The following is a 19,674-nucleotide window of genomic DNA, read 5'->3' on the forward strand; positions in this document are numbered from 1 at the left end:
AAGGATCGCAAATGCACCTGCCTCCGGCAGGTTGAAGATCAAGGAGTGTTGAATGACCGATTCTGCTCGGCAAGTTCAAATGACTGAGAGTGCTGCGAAACGCATTCAGGAACTGATCGCAAGCGAAGGTGCTGCGAACACGATGCTGCGCCTGCAAGTCTCTGGCGGCGGTTGCAGCGGCTTCCAGTATGAGTTCTCGCTGGATTCTGACACCACGGACGAAGACCGTATCTTTGAAAACCACGGCGCGAAAATGGTGATCGATGAAGTATCGCTCGACCTTCTGGGCGGTGCAGAGATCGATTTCGTGCGTGAAATGGTTGGTTCGGCGTTTCGTGTAAACAATCCGAATGCCACCTCTTCATGTGGTTGCGGATCAAGTTTCTCGATTTGATCCGGATCGACAAACCGATTTATAAAACGGGGTTCGTTACTGACGAACCCCGTTTTGTTTGACCAGACACCCATAAAACCGAGGCCCGAATGAAAATCGCCACCTGGAATGTCAACTCGATCAAGGCCCGCCTGCCCAACATTCTTGAATGGTTGCAGGAAGGCAAACCCGACGTGGTCCTGTTGCAGGAGACCAAAACGGTCGATGACGCGTTCCCGGCGATGGAGATCGAAGACCTTGGCTACAACATCGCGGTCCATGGTCAGAAAACCTATAACGGGGTCGCGATCCTTTCCAAGTTCCCGATCGAAGATGTTGAGCGCGGCCTGCCGGGCAATGACGACGATGAACAGGCACGCTATATCGAAGCAACGATCAGCTCCAACCACCCCGTCCGGGTTGCATCGATCTATGTGCCGATGGGAACCGCCGTCGGGGATGAGAAGTTCGATTACAAACTGAACTTCCTCGATCGCCTGATCACCCGGTTTGAGAAGATCCGCGCCAGCGGTGAGGCTGCGGTCATGGGTGGCGATTATAACATCGCGCCGGATGACATGGATGTTTATGACCCGGCAAAACTGCACGAAACGGTGCTGTGCACGACAGTTGAACGCAAACGTCTGCGCACCATGATGAATATGGGCTTTACCGATGCCTTCCGGACCTTCAACCCCAAAGGCCATCAATATAGCTGGTGGGATTATCGTGCGGGTGCCTGGAACAAGGATAATGGCCTTCGCATCGACCACCTTCTTTTGACGCCAGCAGCAGCCGACCGCCTAAGTGCATCGGACATCGACCGCGAACCGCGCGGCAAGGAAAAGGCATCTGATCACACCCCGGTCTGGTGCATGATCGACGATTGACCGGTTGTCATAACTGACATAGCAAAGGGGCCGCACCTGATCAGGATGCGGCCCCTTTTCGTTTTGGCAATTGCCAAAGCGTTATTCGGCTGCCTGCTGCATCGCGCTGCGATAGGCGACGATATCCTCGATGCTGATCACGACCATCTCGTGACTGTTGGCATAGTCGATCAGCTCAGGCAGGCGCGCCATGGTGCCATCCGGATTAGTGACTTCACACAGCACACCTGCGGGCTTGAACCCTGCCAGACGCATCAGGTCCACTGTGCCTTCGGTATGGCCGCGACGCTCCAGAACGCCCCCCGGACGGGCGCGCAGTGGGAACACATGGCCCGGACGCGCCAGATCGCTTGGTTTGGTGTCATCGGCAATCGCTGTTTTGACTGTGGTCACGCGATCTGCGGCAGACACACCGGTTGTCACGCCAACCTTGGCTTCGATGGTGACGGTAAAGCCGGTTCCCATGCTTGACGTGTTGTCCGCAACCATGGGCGGCAGTTCAAGTTCCGTGGCCTTTTCATCGGTCAGACACAAGCAGACAATGCCACTGCAATCGCGGATCAACATTGCCATCTGTTCATTGGTCAGATTTTCTGCGGAAAAGATCAGATCGCCTTCGTTTTCGCGATCTTCGTCATCAACAACCAGAACGCCTTTGCCTTCACGCAGATCATCAAGCGCACGTTCCATACGCGCACGCGGATCGCCAAAGATCGAAAGATCGGATTGTTTTTCAATACTCTGATTCATAACCGTCCTCTACGGATGGGGCTTACGAACCAGGGCAACAAAGAAAGGCCCGCTTTGCGACAAGATGCCACATCGCGGTCGCAGTCAGACGGTAAATCAGTCACGCCAAGGCGTTCCTGCTCTTACCGTCACGCTTTATCCTCTCCCATCCGGACTGTTACCGTCGGCTCCGGAATCTCACCGGATCTGCTGACCCCAAAAGTCTTGCGACCTGTGGGCGCTCGCGGGCTTCCCAGAAAACTGGATTACCGCCGGTCGGGATTTGCACCCTGCCCTGAGAATAAGCGCCGTGTTTCAACGACAAACGCCGATCACAATTGATCGACAGCCGCACTTTAAGAAAGCGCATCTGCGTTGTCAAACACCTTAAAACCATTGAAAATTTGTGGTTTAAATTTCCGAAAGGACTTTGCCTGCCCGGAAGTGGAACTCACAGCCACTCTTGCGCGCCTCACGTGGTGCCCATTGGCACACAGCACATCTTTTATCCGAAGAACGGCGCTTTGATTTGCATTCCCCATGCAAATAGCTGCCAAGCATGGCGTCAATATAGCTGCCCTCAAAGACATCGACGCCCAGACTGCGCCCCATGCGAAGTGCGGTCCGGCTGTCACAGCGCGTCAGGATCAGGCTTTGATCGGCAAACAGCGCAGCAAATTCGCGCAGTCTTTCCGCGACCTCGGCACGACGGGAACCGACAATATTGTGGTCCCAGATCACCTTGATGAAATCGACATTCATCTTGCGCGGCGACAAGAATTCGAGTGCCGGCAACGTGATCCGATCCAGTCCGACCTGAATGCCAAGGGAATGCAGGAACGCGCAGGCATCTTCGAATTCCCACCAATTCGCGATCGCGTCCTCCATGGAAAACTCGATCGCCATATTCTCGATCAGCTTTCCGTCATGCTCGGCGATGAAATCGGTGAATTTGTCGGTATGCACGGTCTGAATTTGCATATTCAGATGCAGTTTATCCGGCAGAATCTCAGGCGCGATGGAAGCCGTGACCTCCATGATCTTTTCATCAAGCACACGCGACAGAATTTCGATCTCGCCCGGCCCTTCCAGCAGGAAACTGGCAAGATGATGCTGGCGCAGGTAATCCAGTGAACAATAGATTTCATGACCAAGGATTTCGCGACGGCTGTCGTCAAACGCAACAATCGCCTGACGCCGACACGAATCAAAGACGGCGTCGGTTGTGATCGCACCGCGGAGCATCTCGGCCATATCGAAACGGTGGGAACTTGCCGTGGTCGCGCGCTCGCTTAGCGATATTCCAAGCAACTCGCCCAGCTTTTCCTGATCCTGAGGCCACTCAAAGCGGTTCCACAGGTTATCGGGAATATGGCCAAGTCCCTGACGATCAATAACATCGGTCAGGATTTCGCGAATATGCTCAACAAAGGTGTGGTCATCATTCTCCCACGCTCCGGCCCGCGCAAATGCCACCATACCGTTTTCAAGGCGTTGAACCTTGGTGTTCTCTGGCAGGTTGTGAAAGGCATCGCGCGTGATGGCCTGATAGTCTTCTGTGCCAAGACGCAGGTCGGCCGGGATATTCAGGATACCCAATGATGGCGATTTGCCGTTGGCCGCGTGTTTGCGCAGGCTTTCGACAAACCGGTTAATGGTCAGCGCGGGCTTGGTTGAGTGGGCGTTCATGGCATTCCTGTGTGAATTGGTCACAACCTATGCCACAAATATGGTTAACTCAACCTAAAGATCTATACCATTGCATAGTGACTCCTCCACCGTTAGAGCAAGTTTGGTGAAGAATGTCATCGCCGGCACCCCGACGACATAGCCGTCAATGCGGTCAATCACCCGTAGCCCCTGAAGGGCGTTGGCCGTAAAGACCGCATCAAATTCGCGCAATTCTTCGGGTGTTTTCGGATCCGTGCTGATTTCAAGCTCGGCTTCCTCGGCCCACTGCAGGACATAGTCACGGGCAAGACCGCACAGAATTCCGGTATCTTCGTCGGGCGTCCACAGGCTGTCACCGGAAATCCCGAACAGGTTAGCCACGCTGGTTTCCGCCACATGACCATCTGCCGACAGAATGATGGCATCATCCATGCCGTATTTCTGCACTTCCTGTCGGGCGGCAATGTTATCCAGGTAATTGGTGCTCTTGATGCTTCCCGCTACAGAATGTGCATTCCGGCGCACTTTTTCCGACGTCGCGACGTTAAGACCAATATTGGGATCGACCGGCTCAAACGGTGCAGCGGTGATCAAGATGGTGGGATCCGGTGCGTCTGGGGGCAAAATGCCCCGCTCCCCCGGTCCACGCGAAACGGTCATACGTACGACCGCATCCTGGCGGTGAATGTGCTCAAATAGTTTTGCAACAACACTTTCGACTTCTTCAGTCTCAGGCAAAAGATCAAGCGGGAATTCAATCAGTTCCGCATGATGGTCAAGACGCCCCATATGGGCATCAATCCAGGCAATCTTGCCTTCATGCGCGCGCATGGTTTCAAAAAAGCCATCGCCAAGAAGAAAGCCACGATCCGTTACCGGAATGGACGCTTCATCAAGATCGCGAAAACTGCCATTCATCCAAACCTGCATAGCCCGATCCCTTTTAGTCGTTGTCGGCTCCCTGCCCGGAAGCACGTTTCAGAAAATTGGCCAACAATGCGTGGCCCTGTTCCGTCAGGACAGCCTCGGGATGAAACTGAACGCCATAAAGCGGCAGGGTCGCATGGGCAAATGCCATGACCTCGCCGTCCGGCCCCGTTGCTGTCTCAATCAAACTGCCATCATTTGGCAAATCAACAATTAACGAATGATAACGCGTGACTTGCAAAGGATTGTTTAATCCCGCGAACAAACCGCTTCCAGTGTGACGGATGTCCGATGTCATGCCATGGACCGGTCGTTTTGCCCGTTTGACAGTCCCGCCAAAGGCCTGCGCGATCGACTGATGGCCAAGACACACCCCTAACATCGGGAACTCGGTCTTAAGCGCGTTAATCAGATCAAGACTGTTCCCCGCTTCATCGGGTCCACATGGCCCGGGTGAAAATACAATCGCCTCTGGCTTCTTGGTGCGCACATCATCCGGGGTAATCTCGTCATTGCGGACAACGCTAACAGCATGGCCCAGTTCTTCAAGATAACGGGCAAGGTTGAAGACGAAGGAATCGTAGTTATCAATCAAAAGGATCATGTCAGACCCTCTGCATCAATCCCGAACAACTCGAACATTTTGGCGGCCTTGACCAACGTTTCCTCGTATTCCAGCCCCGGATCACTGTCGGCAACGATCCCGCCGCCAACATTAAAGGCCATCTTGCCGCCATTCACGCTAAGCGTTCTGATCGCAATGTTGGTATCCATGCTGCCATCAAACCCGACATAGCCGATCGCCCCGCAATAAGCCCCACGTGTCGTTCCCTCGAGTTCCGTAATGATTTCCATGGCCCGGATTTTCGGGGCACCTGTAATGGATCCACCGGGGAAACAGGCTCGCAGGGCATCGATCGCGGTCTTACCGTCTTTCAGTTCACCGGTAACTGTCGAAACCAGATGATGGACATTGGCATAACTTTCCAGCGCGCAAATCGCCGGCGTTTTCACAGTGTGAGGATTACTCACTTTTGACAGGTCATTGCGCAAAAGGTCCACGATCATAACGTTTTCCGCGCGATCCTTAGTCGACAACATTAATTCCTGTGCCTGTTCCGCATCGCTGAGCGGCGTCTCGCCGCGGGGACGCGTGCCCTTGATCGGTTTGGTTTCGATCTGACCGTTGGTGACCTTAAGAAACCGCTCTGGCGAGTTCGACAGGACCGCAACATCGCCAAAATTCAGGAACGCGCCAAACGGGGCGGAGCTGATATCACGCAAACGGCGATACAGATCAAACCGCGTTGGGACCGCATCGCCCGGATATTCCGCCCGGAAACTTTGTGACAGGTTGGCCTGAAAAATATCGCCGGCAAAGATGTAATCAATCACGCGCTGCACAGCGACCTCATAGGCGCTGCGATCAAAATTCGATTGCCAGCTTAAGACTTCCGGCTTGTGCGGCGCTGCCGGTGTATCGATCAGGGGCTTGGCAAGTTTCAGATACTTGCGCACCAGGGTCATGCGATCATTTGCACGTTGATCACGCTTGGGTCCGGGCGCCTCTGGAATGCCTGTCGAGATCAGCCACATGCGACGTTCATGCTGATCAAAGGCAACCACCAGATCATAGATCCCGACCGCCATATCGGGCATCGAAAGCCAGTCATCGGCCGCCACCGGGAGAACTTCGGTCTGATGAGCCAGCTCATACCCGAAATAGCCGACCGCCCCGCCCTGAAATGGTGGAAGATCATCGCGCGTCTCGACCGCGTAGCGCCCTAACAGATCATCAAGCACATCAAACGGATCACCGGGCACGTCAAAACCATCCAGGACCGCCTGCTCGTTCTTTGCCGTCAGCTTGTGTAACGGCGATACCACGATGTAGGAAAACCGGTCCCGATCACCAGAATCCAGAAAGTGGCTATCAGCAAAGATGGCAAAGGCACCGTAGGCATCGACGGGCTCGATATAGGGGCATTCTTCTATCAGCATTCAGCAGGGGCAATCTTGCGGGAAAAGGGATCAAAACCGCCGCGACGTGCGGGCTGGCGCCATATCCATGACAAAGCACGCCAATCTAAGCGATTCTGTTGCAATCTGGCGAAGGTTTTTATTGCCTGGATGTGATTTCCAGCTCCAAAAAAGAAAAGGCCAACCGATCAAGGTTGGCCTTTTGCATGAAGCATCGAAATCCTGATTACATCGAAGCAATACGTTCGAACGCCTCGTTGAGCTTCGCCAGGGTATCCTTGGCTTCCTCAAGCTTGGCTTTCTCAGCACTCACGATGTGTTCAGGCGCACGGCTGACAAACTTCTCGTTCGAGAGTTTGCCTTCTTGTGCCTTGATGTATTTGGTTTTGTCCTGGATTTCCTTTTCCAGACGGGCCTTTTCCGCCGCAACATCGATGAAATCGGCGACAGAAACAAAGACCGTCACGCCATCAACCACAGTCTGGATCGCCCCTTTGGCAATGGCTTCGACATCGCCCTGCCCTTTGAAGGAAATCTCGGCAACACGTGCAAGGCGTTTGACCTGGGCTTCCTGTGCGGAAACAGCCGCCTTCATCGCATCAGACGCATCCACCAGATAGATCGGCACTTCGGCTGCTGGCGGTACATTCATTTCCGAACGGACACCGCGGATATCCCCGATCAGGCGGATGGCCAGATCAACTTCGGCTTCTGCCTGACGATCAATCAGGGCTTCGTCAAATGCTGGATAACCTTCAGCGATCAGCATCTTTGCACGACTGTCGGCCGTCTTGTCCCAAAGTTCTTCGGTGATGAACGGCATGATCGGATGCAGGATCAAAAGGATCTGATCAAGAACCCAGGCGGTCACCGCGCGAATTTCTGCTTTGGCTTCTTCGTCATTGCCCATCAGAACCGGCTTGGCCAGTTCCAGATACCAGTCACAGAACGAACCCCAGACGAACTGATAGGCGCTGCTTGCAGCATCGTTGAAGCGATAGGTCTCAATACCGTTGCCAACAGACTTGGCGGCTTCAACCGTCTTGCCAACGATCCAGCGACCAAGGGTCGATTTCACGCTTGCAGGGTCAAAGCCATCCACCGGCTTGCACTCGTTCATTTCAGCAAAGCGGGCTGCATTCCAAAGCTTGGTTGCGAAGTTGCGATAGCCTTCAACACGCGATGCAGCAAGCTTGATATCACGCCCCTGTGCCGCAAGCGCGGTCAGGGTAAAGCGCAGCGCATCACAGCCATATTCATCAATGATTTCGAGCGGATCTATCACGTTGCCCTTGGATTTGGACATCTTCTGACCGTGCTCATCACGTACCAGCGCATGAATATAGACATCACGGAACGGGACTTTGCCGTCCATGAAATACATGCTCATCATGATCATCCGGGCAACCCAGAAGAAGATGATGTCAAAACCGGTGACCAGAACGTCGCCCGGATAGTATTTGGCAAGCTCAGGCGTGTTTTCCGGCCAGCCAAGGGTCGAATACGGCCAAAGGCCAGACGAGAACCAGGTATCGAGAACATCCGTTTCCTGGGTCAGCTCGACATCCTTGCCGTAATGGGCCTTGGCGGCTGCCTTGGCTTCTTCTTCGGTTTCCTCGACAAAGAATTCACCATCCGGGCAGAACCATGCCGGGATGCGATGCCCCCACCACAGCTGACGGGAAATACACCACGGCTGGATGTTGCGCATCCACTCGTAATAGGTGTTTTCCCAGTTTTTCGGCACGAAACGAATACGCCCGTTTTCAACCGCCTCGGTTGCCGGTTTGGCCAGAACTTCGGCATTCACGAACCACTGGTCGGTCAGATACGGCTCGATCACAACGTTCGAACGGTCGCCATAGGGCACCATGTGAACGGTATCTTCGATTTTCTCGAGCAGGCCCAGCTCGTCCATCTTGGCGACGATCTGTTTGCGGGCTTCAAAGCGATCAAGTCCACGGTACTCTTCCGGCGCTTCATCATTGATGCGCGCGTGATCATCCATGATGTTGATCTTTTCCAGACCGGCGCGTTTGCCGACCTCGAAGTCATTGAAATCGTGGGCCGGTGTGATCTTCACCGCGCCCGATCCTTTTTCCGGATCGGCATATTCGTCCGCCACGATCTGGATCCGACGGCCCACGATCGGCAGGATGCAGTATTTCCCAATCAGGTCCTTGTACCGTTCGTCTTCCGGATGCACGGCAATACCGGTATCGCCCAGCATGGTTTCCGGACGCGTGGTTGCGACCGTTACGAACTCGCCATCACGCCCTTCGATCGGATATTTGAAGTGCCAGTAATGGCCTTTGACTTCTTTCTGAACGACTTCAAGGTCGGAAATGGCGGTCAAAAGCTTCGGGTCCCAGTTCACCAGACGCTTGTCACGGTAAATCAGGCCATCCTTGTGAAGTTTGACAAACACTTTGCGGACCGCAGCTGACAGGCCGTCATCCATGGTAAAGCGTTCACGCGGCCAATCCGGCGACGCGCCAAGACGGCGCAGCTGGTTGGTAATGGTCCCGCCGGACTTTTCCTTCCACTCCCAGACCTTCTCGACGAACTTTTCACGACCAAGGTCATGGCGCGTGACATTCTGTTCGCCAAGCTGGCGCTCGACCACCATTTGGGTCGCGATACCGGCATGGTCGGTGCCTGGCTGCCAAAGGGTGTCTTTACCCTTCATCCGGTTGTAGCGGATCAGGATATCCTGAAGCGTAAAGGTCAGTGCGTGCCCCATGTGGAGGCTGCCGGTCACGTTGGGCGGCGGCATCATGATGACATAGGGATCGGCATTTGAGCTCACATCACAGGCAAAGGCACCTGCTTTTTCCCATTTATCGTAAAGTCTGCCTTCAACATCGGCCGGGTTGTAGGTCTTCTCCAACATGGTCTTTTGATCCGCTGCGGGTTTCATCATCTGTACAAAGAAAAAGCGGCGCACCGTTGGCGCGCCGCTCGAATGTCAAAATCGGCTCGCCTACAGGTCTTCGGCGCGGTTCACAATCCGCTCGATTTCCTTTTTCACAAGGCGTTCGATCATATAGGGCAGGTTTTCGTCAAGCCATTCCTTAAGCAACGGGCGCAGCATGTCGCGCACCAGATCTTCAAGGGTGGCATGTCCTGCATTGACGCCAAGCGCAACTGCGCGTTTCTTTGCAACAGCTTGCGCCAGTTCGGAGATGGTGCCGGTCGCTGTTGATTCCGTCATATTGGAAATCAGCGGCTCGTCATCTTCCTCATCGTCATAAAGCGCTGGCATTGCCGGTTCTGGCTCTGGCTCCGGTTCCGGCTCTTCGAATTCTTCTTCCAGAGGGGTTTCGTCGAAATCGAGCATATCGTCGAGTTCGAGTTCTTCCTCTTCTTCCGGCTCGTCTAGCTCGAGCTCTTCGGGTTCGTCGTCGAATTCAAGCTCTTCTGGTTCTTCATCAAGAACGAGCTCGTCGATTTCTTCTTCTGGCTCGGGTTCCGGTTCTGGCTCGGGTTCCGGCTCTGGCTCGGGTTCCGGCTCAGGTTCTGGCTCGGGTTCCGGTTCCGGCGTCGGTTCAGGTTCAGGAGCAGCTTCCTGTTTTTCTTCGTCCCCCTCATCGGCAAGAATCTTGCGGATGGACTGGAGGATATCCTCCATGGAAGGTTCTTGTTGCCCGTCACTCATAATTAAACTTCCGCACTAGTGTCATTCAACCAGACCGATCCGACCCAAGTCCGAAGGCAGGGTTATTCACCCTGCCCCGACCATCAACAAATCAATCCGTTCCCCACCACTGGTCCTTGACCTTGTTATAGTTGGACTCAGTGTCATAAACTTCGACCGGCAGACCAAGGACCTGCGCATTGAGCGCGCCCATGGCAGCCTTGACCTGAAATTCTGCAACGGCAGCATCACGGCGCGATCCGACAAGATCCACACGCGCCTGCAGAAGTTCCTGTTCCTGATCAAGAACATCAAGAACGGTACGCGATCCGACCGACGCTTCACGCTGAACACCATCAAGGGCGACTTCAGCCGATGAAACCTGTGCTTGCTGCGATTCGATGCTTGCACGCGCGGTCACAAGCGTCTCCCAGGCACTGGTCGCATTTTCAATTACGGCACGACGTGCTTCATCAATCTGAATGCGTGCCTGACCGGCCGTCTGCTTTGCCGAACGAACGTTCGAGAAAACAGCACCCTGCTGGTAAAGCGGGATCGATACCGATGCGATGATGTCAGCACTGTCAGCCGTGAAATCCTCGGTCGAGGCTTCATGTGCGCGCTCGACACCGGCAGCCAGATTGACTTCCGGATACAGCGACCCTTCGCTCAGACGAATATCCGACTGCGCGGCTTCTTCGCTGTAAACCGCCTGCAGAACATCCGGATGCTGACCCTGCGCAATTGACAGAACGTCAGAAATGCTGGTCGGAAGACCGGCAAGCGGGTTTGGGATTTCAAGATTGCTCGGCGGGTTGCCAACAAGGCGCTCATACTGCGCGCGGGTATTGGCCAACGCACCCTGCGCTGAAATCAGATCGGCTTTCGCACCGGCAAGGCGGGCTTCGGCCTGCGAGACGTCGGTACGGGTGACTTCACCAACCGCAAAGCGGTCACGCGTTGCTTCAAGCTGACGTTCAAGAACACGGACGTTATTCTGATTAAGTTCAACAACAGCCGTGTCACGCAGAACGTTGAAATAGGCCGTTGCAACCTGCAACATCACATCCTGCTCGGTCGAGCGCAGCGAAGCGCGCGCTGCCTTGATGCGGGATTCTGCACGTTCGGTTTCTGCCGTGGTCCGCCCACCACGATAGAGCGGCTGCGTAACATCAAGGCCAACCGTGTACGGCGTCAGGCTGTTATCGGTATTGGTACCGTTGACTTCGGTTTCGTAGTCACGAACACCTGCACTGCCCGAAAGGCTGACACTCGGCCGCCAGTTGGACAGGGCCGAGGAAATTTCTTCGTCGGTCGAACGCAAAGACGCACGGCCGGCTTCGAGTGTCGGGTTGCTCTGGTACGCCTTGATAAGCGCGTCTTCCAGGCTTTCTGCAGAAGCACCACCGGCAACCACGCCGCCGGTCGCCAGAATACTGCAGGTCAGCAAGAACCGTTTGATCATTTATCTACCCTTGTAAAATCCTACACCAAGTCCCGACCCCGGCGCAGTTTCACGTATGGTAACGACGGAAGAAAAAATTTCCAAGAAAAGAGGCATTTGCATCAAAAAAAAGTAATGTGCCCCGTTTCTCCGTCATTGCCGTTCTCAATCGTAGCGGCTCATATCGCGCTCAATTTCAAGCGCCCATGCATCTATACCGCCGCGAACATTAAAAACCTCTTTAAATCCACGGTCCTCAAGGAACCGGCCGGCATGACGACTGCGAACGCCATGATGACAAATGATCGCAAGAGGCTTGTCAGGTGCCAGTTCATCCACCCTGCCCGACAGCTCGGAAAGCGGAATATGCAGCGCCTGACGGATCGCGCAGATTTCTAGTTCCCAGTCTTCGCGGACATCAAGCAAGGTCATCGGTGTTGCGTCATCAAGTCGCGATGCTAGCTCTTCACAACTGATATCGAACACCATCAAACCTTAACCCGGGCCCGTTCAGAATCCGAAAGCCAAATCAGAAGACAAAGCTTTCTTCCGGCTCGAAGCCCGGAAGATACGGAATGTTCGCATCAAACAGATCGCGATGACCGATGATACCGTTTTCGCGGTCATACAGGCGTGCAACGCCGACCTTGCCCGGCTCACGGACAACCGCCAGCAAACGACCACCTTCGGAAACCTGTTCAAGGATTGCCGCCGGAACCTCGGCAACGGCACCATCAAAGATAATGACGTTGTAGGGCGCCTGTTTGGCATAGCCGGTGGCCATATCGCCTTCAACGACAATAACGTTGTCGTAGTTTTCTGCCTGGAAGGTCGCCTCCGCTGCGGCCGCCATGTCCTTGTCGCTTTCAACCGACACAACGGTTTCGGCAACGCGCGACATCAGCGCGCTTGAATAGCCATACCCGGCGCCAATCACCAGGGCGACATCGGTTTCGGCGATCTGTGCACTTTGCATGAGGCGTGCAATGACCATCGGCTCCATGGCGAAACGACCACCACCAACAGCAATGTCTTCGTCAATATAGGCGACACCGCGCTTGGCTTCGGGCAGGAACAGTTCGCGCGGAACCCCTTCCATCGCTGCGATGACCAGCGGATCGGTAACCTTGTTGGTCCGAACCTGATTTTCCACCATGTTATGGCGCGCGACTTGGTAATCCATGATTATCTGACCTGAAAATTCTCGCGAGAAACAGACCGCAGTCCCCTTGTTGTCCCCAAAGACGGCTACGGCAATTGCCCTGTTTATAGTTGCCACTTAAGCACCTGACAACCACGGATCAAGCGCAAGCCCCTCTTTGAGCGTGGATTTTCTTTTCTTTCACACAACAGTCGGCATATCTTCATACGATATTACGTTGATTTGCAGCAGATCAAAGACGCCCCCCGAAAAACAAAGCATTAAAAACTTCTCAGGGATGCTCAGGGATGCATGGAGCGTCCCCATATGAGGGCATTATACCCTAGTATATATTCACTATCTAAGCACAGGCATTACTTGCATAAAACGCCTTGCTGCGGTCTCCGCCAATTGCCGTAACGACATATCATCAAAGGGGAACACCTGAAATGCGTGATAATGGTCCGGTCACCAATCGCGAAATAGAAATGCAGGATGAGGATATCCTCGTCTCGAAAACGGATACGGGGGGCCGTATCGCGTTTTCCAATCAGGCTTTCGTTGATATCAGTGGCTTCAGCGAAGCGGAGCTTTCTGGCGCCGCACATAACATTGTCCGTCACCCGGATATGCCAAAGGAAGCCTTCGCAAACCTTTGGGAAACCATCAAGGCTGGTTTGCCGTGGCAGGGACTTGTTAAAAACCGCGCAAAGAATGGCGATCACTATTGGGTGCGCGCCAACGTGACCCCAGTAATCGAGAAAGGCGAAGTGGCCGGCTATATCTCGATCCGGACCAAACCAACCGAGGCAGAAAAGAAAACCGCCGAAAGCGTATATGCGGACCTGCGCAAGGGAGAAGCAAAAGATGTCGGCCTTGAGTTTGGTGAAATCATCGACACCAGCACCGCCTCAAAGATTAAAAACTTTTTTGCCAGCATCAAAGGTACACTGACGCTTGCGTTTGGGACGATGTTTGTTCTGATGCTCCTGATCGGCGGCTACGCGCTTTATGGTGAGTACGAGACAGAGCAAACTCTAGAACGTGTTTATGATAATCGGGTAAAGCCGCTGAACCTTTTGAAGCAGGTATCTGATGACTACGCCGTGTTTGTCGTCGATGCCTCCCACAAGGTGCGCAATGGCAACTTCACCTGGCAGGAAGGTATTGAAAGCATCGATCTTGCCGAACAGCGCATCAAGGAAAACCTTGATATCTATTTTGCGCGCAATATTGATCCGGACGAAGCCCAGATCATCACGCAAGTGAAAAACATGATCCCGCCAGCAGACGAACTGATTGCCCGTCTGCGTGAAATCTTTATCCAGAAAGACACCGCTGCACTTGATGCATTGGTCAAAGATGAGCTCTATCAGACGATTGATCCGCTAACCGAACAGATCGGAAATCTGTCGGTTGTTCAGAACGTTATTGTTGGTCAGCAGGTTGAAAAGGCCCGTGCCGATTTCACAATGGCAGTGGTCATCACGGCTCTGCTTCTTGCAGCAGCTGCCGCAATGACTTTCATATATGGCGCCGCTTTGACCCGAAAATTCCGTCGCCCATTGGAAGAGATGGGTAACCATTTCGAGGCAATGGCAAGAAATGACTCGGCCTATCACATCCCCTTGCCGAAAATGCCTGACTTCAAACCGATCACCCAACAGTTGCGCGCACTTCACGCCAAGGTCGCCTACAACCGATTGGAACGTGACGAGAATGAAGCAAAGGCCAACACCCAACGTGTCGGCGCCCTTCGCGGTCTTGCCGAAACCGTTGAGCAGGAACTGCAGAAGGTCGTTCAGTCGATCATTGATCAGACCCAGCGCCTGAACTCTGCCGCAGGCGATATGGCAGGATCATCAGAACGTGTTTCTGAAAACTCCGAAAGTGTTGCTGCGGCAGCCCACGAAGCCCTGGCAAATGCCGAAACGGTTTCCGGTGCATCCGAAGAACTGGCGGCCTCCATCCGTGAAATCAGCCGCCAGATCGAAGAAGCAACAACCCTGACGGCCGAAGCCAATCAGGCCGGTGAAAGTTCGGAAAACACCGTTACATCCCTCAAAGACAGCGTTGATCGCATTGGCGAGGTCGCCGAGCTGATTGGTGACATCGCCGCCCAGACCAACCTTCTGGCGCTGAACGCCACCATCGAGGCAGCGCGCGCCGGTGATGCCGGTAAAGGCTTTGCCGTGGTCGCACAGGAAGTCAAAAACCTTGCCAACCAGACGGCCAAATCGACCGAGGAAATCACCCGTCAACTGGGTGAGATCCAGAATGTTACCGGCTCGGTGGTGTCCACTGTTCAACAGATGTCAGCAAGCATCCGGCGCGTCGATGAGGTTGCTTCCAACGTTGCCGTCAATGTCCGTCAACAGGATGACGCCACACAGGAAATCGCGCGCAACGTCGTCCAAACGGCCGAAGCATCCAACGAGGTAACCGAAAAGATCGGTCATGTTGCCTCCGAAGCGCAAGACAACCTCGCCCGCGCGGCTGACATGAACAAGATCGCCGAAGAAGTCGATGCTAGCATCGCTGAACTGCGCAACAGCCTTGTTCGAATCGTTCGCACGGCAACCCCGGAAGTGAACCGCCGCAAAGATCCGCGTTACGATGCGCAGCTTGCCGCGACAGTAACTGTTGGTGGAAAACAAGTGCGTGGCCAAACCATCGATATCTCTGCCGGTGGCACCAAGGTGTCGCTTGCCGAACCAATTGCTGAGGGCACGAAAGGCGAAATCACCATCGACGGGCCAAACACCACCATTCCGTTTGAGGTTGAAAACGCGCTCGACACCATCGCCAATCTTGATTTTGCACCAAGCAAAATCCGCGAAGAGCGTCTGCGGCCGTGGCTTGAAAACCGCTTTGGTAAAAAAGCGGGCTAACCCGCCCACCTGCCTCATCCGGTCCTATACCCAATCTAGCAAAAGCCGTCCGGAGAGTTTTCCGGGCGGTTTTTTCTTTTTCGTGCGCCTATTCTTCGGGCCTTCAGAAAAATGTAAAATTGGGTGCTTGACGGGCTATGTTTGTTGGGGCTATACACCGCTCCAGCCAACGCAAAGGCGCGATGGCGGAGTGGTTACGCAGAGGACTGCAAATCCTTGCACGCCGGTTCGATTCCGGCTCGCGCCTCCACTGATCCGGCATAGCTCAGTTGGTAGAGCAAATGACTGTTAATCATTGGGTCGCAGGTTCGAGTCCTGCTGCCGGAGCCATAAACCCCTGGAACGCTGTTCCGGGGGTTTTTGCTTTTCACGGCCCATTTCGGTTCGAGCTGACGGCATTCTCAACAGCGGACCAACGCGTATAACGGCACGCCTATTTCAACCCCGTTTTGACCCGCCCGCCACCAGATTTGATCGCGTTGAAAAAAGACACGATTTTGGCCGGATTTTCTCAAAAAAGGTCTTGCGGCCCTCGGACTGTTTGATTATACACCTGCCACGCGCTTCGAGAGACGCGCAACGCCTGATCCGGCATAGCTCAGTTGGTAGAGCAAATGACTGTTAATCATTGGGTCGCAGGTTCGAGTCCTGCTGCCGGAGCCAATTAAAAAGGGACCGAACAGATTGTTCGGTCCCTTTTGCTTTTGCCCCACAGACATGATGGATGATCACGTGATGAAGACCGTCAAAATCGACCTGCGCGAAGTAGAACTTGCGACCCTTTCCGGATCGACCCGCGGCTGGCTGATTGTTGGGGATAACGGCGTCATTCATGGGATGGTGCACCCGATTGATGGCGATTTGTTTACCATCTCGTCGAATACGGATCCGCGCATTCAGGCCTTTGGCTGGTGCCCGATGTTTGACAGCCTTGCCCACGTGCAAAGCGATCTTGAAATCGCGCTGGCCATGTCGTCGCAGGAAGAAGTCGAAACCTGGCTTGAAGAATCCGAACGGTTTGATGATGACGGCCATCATGGTCACGTTCATTAACGCCCTGCCCGTGCGTTGGTGATCGGGCGGTGCGGATTCGCTGCAATGCACTGCCACAAAAACTTCGTGTGCGCAGTGCTTTATTGATGCACAGCAAATCAATATAATTATTACGCCTCTAAAATACCGCACTGCATCATGGATGGCGTGCTGACAATCTGGCATGCGCATCACCATATAGGGCGAATTGGCTGAAACCCGGCCCTGCCCACAGGACAAGGCGCAATTTGGCGATGAGTACAATCAACCTCGATCATCTGTTCAAACCCAAATCGGTTGCCGTGATTGGCGCGTCAAACCGGCCGCACTCTGTTGGCAGTGTGTTGATGAAAAACCTGCTTGCTGGCGGCTTTGATGGCCCGATCATGCCGGTCAATCCACGCAGCCAGTCTATTGGCGGCGTTCTGGCCTATCCAGACGTCAACAGCCTGCCGGTGGTTCCGGAACTTGCCGTGATCTGTGTGCCGCCCAAGGGCGTGGTGCCGGTCATGGAATGTCTGGCGGAAAAAGGCTGCCTTGCCGCCATCGTGCTGACTGCCGGCCTGTCGGCGGAGCAATATGACGAAAAGCGCAACGTCAAACAGGCGATGCTCGATATCGCGGCCGCCAAAAAGATCCGCCTGCTTGGCCCGAACTGCCTTGGCTTGATGGTACCCGGCATTGGTCTGAATGCCAGCTTCAGTCATCAAAGCATTGGCAGCGGCAAGATCGCCTTTGTCTCGCAATCTGGTGCCCTGTGCACAGCTGTCCTTGATTGGGCTGCGGCACGTGGAATCGGGTTTTCGCACTTCATCTCGCTCGGTGAATGTGACGACGTCGATTTTGGCGATGTGATCGATTATCTGGGGTCTGATCCCGATACCCGGGCGATCATGCTTTATATTGAATCTATCCATGAACGCCGAAGCTTCATCTCTGCCGCCCGCGCGGCTTCCCGTAACAAGCCGATCCTGTGCATCAAATCCGGCCGCTTTGCCGAGGGTGCAGCCGCCGCCGCATCACATACCGGTGCACTTGCTGGCGCCGATGACGTCTTTGATGCGGCGATCAAACGGGCCGGTGTTTTGCGCGTGTATACGGTCAGTGAGATGTTCTCGGCCGCGGAAACACTATCGCGCATGCGCCCGTTCCGCGGAGACAAACTTGGCATCGTTACCAATGGTGGCGGTATTGGTGTTCTCGCCGTTGATGCCCTTATCGAACGTAAGGGCCAATTGGCACATCTTGAAGACGAAACCATTTCTGCGCTGGATGACGTTCTGCCGCCAACATGGTCGCATGCCAACCCAGTCGACATAATTGGTGACGCCCCCGGCGAGCGCTACGCCAAGACCATTGATGCGGTCCTGAAAGACAAGAATATCGACAGTTTGCTGGTCATGCATGCCCCGACTGCAATCACCGACCCTGTCGAGGTCGCACAGGGTGTGATCGACACGATCAAGGGCAGCAAGAAGAACATCCTGACCAACTGGGTCGGTGAAGCCACGGTGGCGGAAGCCCGCAACATGTTCTATGCGGCGGGGATTCCGACTTATCGCACGCCAGAAAACGCCGTCGCCGCCTTCCAGCACATGGTCAATTTCCGCAAGCTGCAAGATCTTCTGATGGAAACGCCGCCATCCGTACCGCATGATTTCACGCCTGATATCGACAAGGCACGGAGCATCATTCATTCGGCCATCCATGCCGGGCGCCACATGTTGACCGAACCGGAAGCGAAATCGGTTCTCGAATGCTATGGCATCAACACGGTCAAAACCTATGCCGCCCTTGATGTCCAGGATGCTGTCAGCAAGGCCGAAAAGATCGGTCGTCCGGTGGCACTCAAAATCCTGTCTGACGACATCAGCCATAAATCCGATGTCGGCGGGGTTGTCCTGAACCTTGAAAATGGTGAAGAGGTCCGGGCTGCGGCCGAGAAGATGCAGCGTATCATCCGCGAAAAATTCCCGGAAGCACGCCTGCGCGGCTTTACAGTGCAGGAAATGGTCAAACGTTCCGGTGCCCGTGAATTGATCGTCGGCATGACCACCGACCCGATCTTTGGCCCGGTCATCCTGTTCGGTCATGGCGGTGTCGAGGTCGAGGTTGTCCGCGACCGTGCGATGGCATTGCCGCCGCTTAACATGAAGCTTGCCCGCGAGCTGGTCGAAGGCACACGTATTCACAAGCTTCTGCAAGGCTACCGTGATGTTCCGGCGGTCAACCTGGAAGAGCTTTACATGACGCTCGTACGCCTGTCGCAGCTGGTTGTGCAGCTTGGCGAGGTTGTCGAGCTTGATATGAACCCGCTTCTCGCCGACCGCGAAGGTGTGATTGCCCTGGATGCCCGCATCAAGGTAACGCCAAAGGTTCTGAGCGATGAAAACCGTCTGGCCATTCATCCCTACCCGCGCCATCTCAAAGAAAAAGTCGTGATGGATGATGGCACGACCTATCTGTTGCGGCCGATCAAGCCCGAAGATGAACCGGCCCACTATGAGTTCATGTCGCGCCTGACCCCGGAAGACATTCATTTCCGCTTCTTCGGCTCTGTTCGCGAACTGCCGCATTCGGAGATGGCCCGTCAGACGCAGCTTGATTACGATCGTGACATGGCGTTCCTCGCCATTCTGATGGACGGTGAAGAAGAGGTCGAATTCCACGGCATCGTTCAGGTTGTCATCGACCCGAACAACGAAAAGGCCGAATACGCGATCATGGTCCGCTCCGACATCAAGGGGCGCGGTCTTGGCCGCATTCTGATGGAAAAAATGATCGAATTCTGCCGCCGCAAAGGCACGGAAACCTTCATTGGACAGGTCCTTCCCAATAACCGTCGGATGCTGACCCTTTGCGAGAGCCTCGGCTTTACCCGCAAATTCATTGCTGATGAGGATGTGTTTGAGGTGACCCTGCCCTTGCAGCGTGATCCGGAATAAATCATCACATCACG

Annotated in this window: 15 protein-coding genes, 3 tRNA genes and 1 riboswitch; of the genes, 8 read left to right on the forward strand and 10 right to left on the reverse strand. The window is 54.5% G+C overall.

Going from position 1 to position 19,674, the window contains the following annotated elements; genetic code table 11:
* Nucleotides 1–52: 52 nt before the first annotated feature.
* Together erpA and xth are read left to right on the forward strand one after the other, a co-directional pair.
* Complete coding sequence (erpA, locus tag ACXAIA_RS06160) at nt 53–394, forward strand: iron-sulfur cluster insertion protein ErpA (protein WP_167718369.1); 342 nt, start codon at nt 53–55, stop codon at nt 392–394.
* 89 nt (nt 395–483) lie between these two features.
* Nucleotides 484–1,263 (forward strand): exodeoxyribonuclease III, encoded by a 780-nt coding sequence (xth, locus tag ACXAIA_RS06165; protein WP_475348565.1) that lies wholly within the window; start codon nt 484–486, stop codon nt 1,261–1,263.
* A gap of 81 nt (nt 1,264–1,344) precedes the next feature.
* Here xth and ribB read toward each other — a convergent pair whose 3' ends face one another.
* From ribB to ACXAIA_RS06215, 10 genes are all read right to left on the reverse strand, one after another.
* On the reverse strand, nt 1,345–2,013 hold the full coding sequence (gene ribB / locus ACXAIA_RS06170; RefSeq protein WP_475348566.1) for a 3,4-dihydroxy-2-butanone-4-phosphate synthase: 669 nt from the start codon (nt 2,011–2,013) through the stop codon (nt 1,345–1,347).
* Between the two features lie 133 nt (nt 2,014–2,146).
* A riboswitch (FMN riboswitch) is annotated at nt 2,147–2,299 on the reverse strand.
* Nucleotides 2,300–2,403: 104 nt separating this feature from the next.
* Complete coding sequence (locus tag ACXAIA_RS06175) at nt 2,404–3,681, reverse strand: EAL domain-containing protein (protein ID WP_475348567.1); 1,278 nt, start codon at nt 3,679–3,681, stop codon at nt 2,404–2,406.
* A gap of 54 nt (nt 3,682–3,735) precedes the next feature.
* The gene (locus ACXAIA_RS06180) at nt 3,736–4,593 is read right to left on the reverse strand and encodes an aminotransferase class IV (RefSeq protein ID WP_475348568.1); all 858 of its coding nucleotides are present in this window, start codon (nt 4,591–4,593) and stop codon (nt 3,736–3,738) included.
* A gap of 13 nt (nt 4,594–4,606) precedes the next feature.
* Nucleotides 4,607–5,194 carry an anthranilate synthase component II gene (locus ACXAIA_RS06185; RefSeq protein WP_475348569.1) on the reverse strand — a complete coding sequence of 196 codons (588 nt, stop codon included), beginning with the start codon at nt 5,192–5,194 and terminating at the stop codon, nt 4,607–4,609.
* Nucleotides 5,191–6,591 (reverse strand): aminodeoxychorismate synthase component I, encoded by a 1,401-nt coding sequence (gene pabB, locus ACXAIA_RS06190; protein WP_475348570.1) that lies wholly within the window; start codon nt 6,589–6,591, stop codon nt 5,191–5,193. The genes ACXAIA_RS06185 and pabB overlap by 4 nt, the downstream gene beginning before the upstream one ends.
* Nucleotides 6,592–6,796: 205 nt before the next feature.
* Nucleotides 6,797–9,463: a valine--tRNA ligase gene (locus tag ACXAIA_RS06195; protein ID WP_475348571.1), complete on the reverse strand. Its 2,667-nt coding sequence runs from the start codon at nt 9,461–9,463 to the stop codon at nt 6,797–6,799.
* A gap of 90 nt (nt 9,464–9,553) precedes the next feature.
* Nucleotides 9,554–10,201: a DUF2497 domain-containing protein gene (locus tag ACXAIA_RS06200; protein WP_475348572.1), complete on the reverse strand. Its 648-nt coding sequence runs from the start codon at nt 10,199–10,201 to the stop codon at nt 9,554–9,556.
* Nucleotides 10,202–10,319: 118 nt separating this feature from the next.
* Nucleotides 10,320–11,672 carry a TolC family outer membrane protein gene (locus ACXAIA_RS06205; RefSeq protein ID WP_475348573.1) on the reverse strand — a complete coding sequence of 451 codons (1,353 nt, stop codon included), beginning with the start codon at nt 11,670–11,672 and terminating at the stop codon, nt 10,320–10,322.
* Nucleotides 11,673–11,816: 144 nt separating this feature from the next.
* Nucleotides 11,817–12,140: a rhodanese-like domain-containing protein gene (locus tag ACXAIA_RS06210; protein ID WP_475348574.1), complete on the reverse strand. Its 324-nt coding sequence runs from the start codon at nt 12,138–12,140 to the stop codon at nt 11,817–11,819.
* A gap of 40 nt (nt 12,141–12,180) precedes the next feature.
* Entirely contained in the window at nt 12,181–12,834 is a 654-nt protein-coding gene (locus tag ACXAIA_RS06215) for a protein-L-isoaspartate O-methyltransferase family protein (protein WP_475348575.1), read from the reverse strand.
* Between the two features lie 407 nt (nt 12,835–13,241).
* On the opposite strand from ACXAIA_RS06215, the gene ACXAIA_RS06220 reads away from it, so the two are divergent.
* The 6 genes from ACXAIA_RS06220 to ACXAIA_RS06245 all read left to right on the forward strand — a co-directional run bounded on the left by ACXAIA_RS06220 (nt 13,242) and on the right by ACXAIA_RS06245 (nt 19,660).
* Nucleotides 13,242–15,683, forward strand: a complete 2,442-nt coding sequence (locus ACXAIA_RS06220; RefSeq protein WP_475348576.1) for a methyl-accepting chemotaxis protein — start codon at nt 13,242–13,244, stop codon at nt 15,681–15,683.
* A gap of 176 nt (nt 15,684–15,859) precedes the next feature.
* A tRNA-Cys gene (locus ACXAIA_RS06225) sits at nt 15,860–15,933 on the forward strand.
* A 4-nt stretch (nt 15,934–15,937) separates the two neighbouring features.
* Nucleotides 15,938–16,013, forward strand: a tRNA-Asn gene (locus ACXAIA_RS06230).
* Nucleotides 16,014–16,270: 257 nt separating this feature from the next.
* Nucleotides 16,271–16,346 (forward strand) — tRNA-Asn (locus tag ACXAIA_RS06235).
* Nucleotides 16,347–16,418: 72 nt separating this feature from the next.
* The gene (locus ACXAIA_RS06240; RefSeq protein WP_475348577.1) at nt 16,419–16,736 is read left to right on the forward strand and encodes a hypothetical protein; all 318 of its coding nucleotides are present in this window, start codon (nt 16,419–16,421) and stop codon (nt 16,734–16,736) included.
* A 233-nt stretch (nt 16,737–16,969) separates the two neighbouring features.
* The gene (locus tag ACXAIA_RS06245) at nt 16,970–19,660 is read left to right on the forward strand and encodes a bifunctional acetate--CoA ligase family protein/GNAT family N-acetyltransferase (RefSeq protein WP_475348578.1); all 2,691 of its coding nucleotides are present in this window, start codon (nt 16,970–16,972) and stop codon (nt 19,658–19,660) included.
* Nucleotides 19,661–19,674 lie beyond the last annotated feature (14 nt).

Source organism: Thalassospira sp. ABL2_045 (assembly GCF_056161285.1).

What these genes read in the sequence shown, in the direction of transcription:
- erpA (WP_167718369.1), top strand. Translation starts at nt 53, where the DNA reads ATGACCGATTCTGCTCGGCAAGTTCAAATGACTGAGAGTGCTGCGAAA.
- xth (WP_475348565.1), top strand. Translation starts at nt 484, where the DNA reads ATGAAAATCGCCACCTGGAATGTCAACTCGATCAAGGCCCGCCTGCCC.
- ribB (WP_475348566.1), bottom strand. Translation starts at nt 2,013, where the DNA reads ATGAATCAGAGTATTGAAAAACAATCCGATCTTTCGATCTTTGGCGAT.
- ACXAIA_RS06175 (WP_475348567.1), bottom strand. Translation starts at nt 3,681, where the DNA reads ATGAACGCCCACTCAACCAAGCCCGCGCTGACCATTAACCGGTTTGTC.
- ACXAIA_RS06180 (WP_475348568.1), bottom strand. Translation starts at nt 4,593, where the DNA reads ATGCAGGTTTGGATGAATGGCAGTTTTCGCGATCTTGATGAAGCGTCC.
- ACXAIA_RS06185 (WP_475348569.1), bottom strand. Translation starts at nt 5,194, where the DNA reads ATGATCCTTTTGATTGATAACTACGATTCCTTCGTCTTCAACCTTGCC.
- pabB (WP_475348570.1), bottom strand. Translation starts at nt 6,591, where the DNA reads ATGCTGATAGAAGAATGCCCCTATATCGAGCCCGTCGATGCCTACGGT.
- ACXAIA_RS06195 (WP_475348571.1), bottom strand. Translation starts at nt 9,463, where the DNA reads ATGTTGGAGAAGACCTACAACCCGGCCGATGTTGAAGGCAGACTTTAC.
- ACXAIA_RS06200 (WP_475348572.1), bottom strand. Translation starts at nt 10,201, where the DNA reads ATGGAGGATATCCTCCAGTCCATCCGCAAGATTCTTGCCGATGAGGGG.
- ACXAIA_RS06205 (WP_475348573.1), bottom strand. Translation starts at nt 11,672, where the DNA reads ATGATCAAACGGTTCTTGCTGACCTGCAGTATTCTGGCGACCGGCGGC.
- ACXAIA_RS06210 (WP_475348574.1), bottom strand. Translation starts at nt 12,140, where the DNA reads ATGGTGTTCGATATCAGTTGTGAAGAGCTAGCATCGCGACTTGATGAC.
- ACXAIA_RS06215 (WP_475348575.1), bottom strand. Translation starts at nt 12,834, where the DNA reads ATGGATTACCAAGTCGCGCGCCATAACATGGTGGAAAATCAGGTTCGG.
- ACXAIA_RS06220 (WP_475348576.1), top strand. Translation starts at nt 13,242, where the DNA reads ATGCGTGATAATGGTCCGGTCACCAATCGCGAAATAGAAATGCAGGAT.
- ACXAIA_RS06240 (WP_475348577.1), top strand. Translation starts at nt 16,419, where the DNA reads ATGAAGACCGTCAAAATCGACCTGCGCGAAGTAGAACTTGCGACCCTT.
- ACXAIA_RS06245 (WP_475348578.1), top strand. Translation starts at nt 16,970, where the DNA reads ATGAGTACAATCAACCTCGATCATCTGTTCAAACCCAAATCGGTTGCC.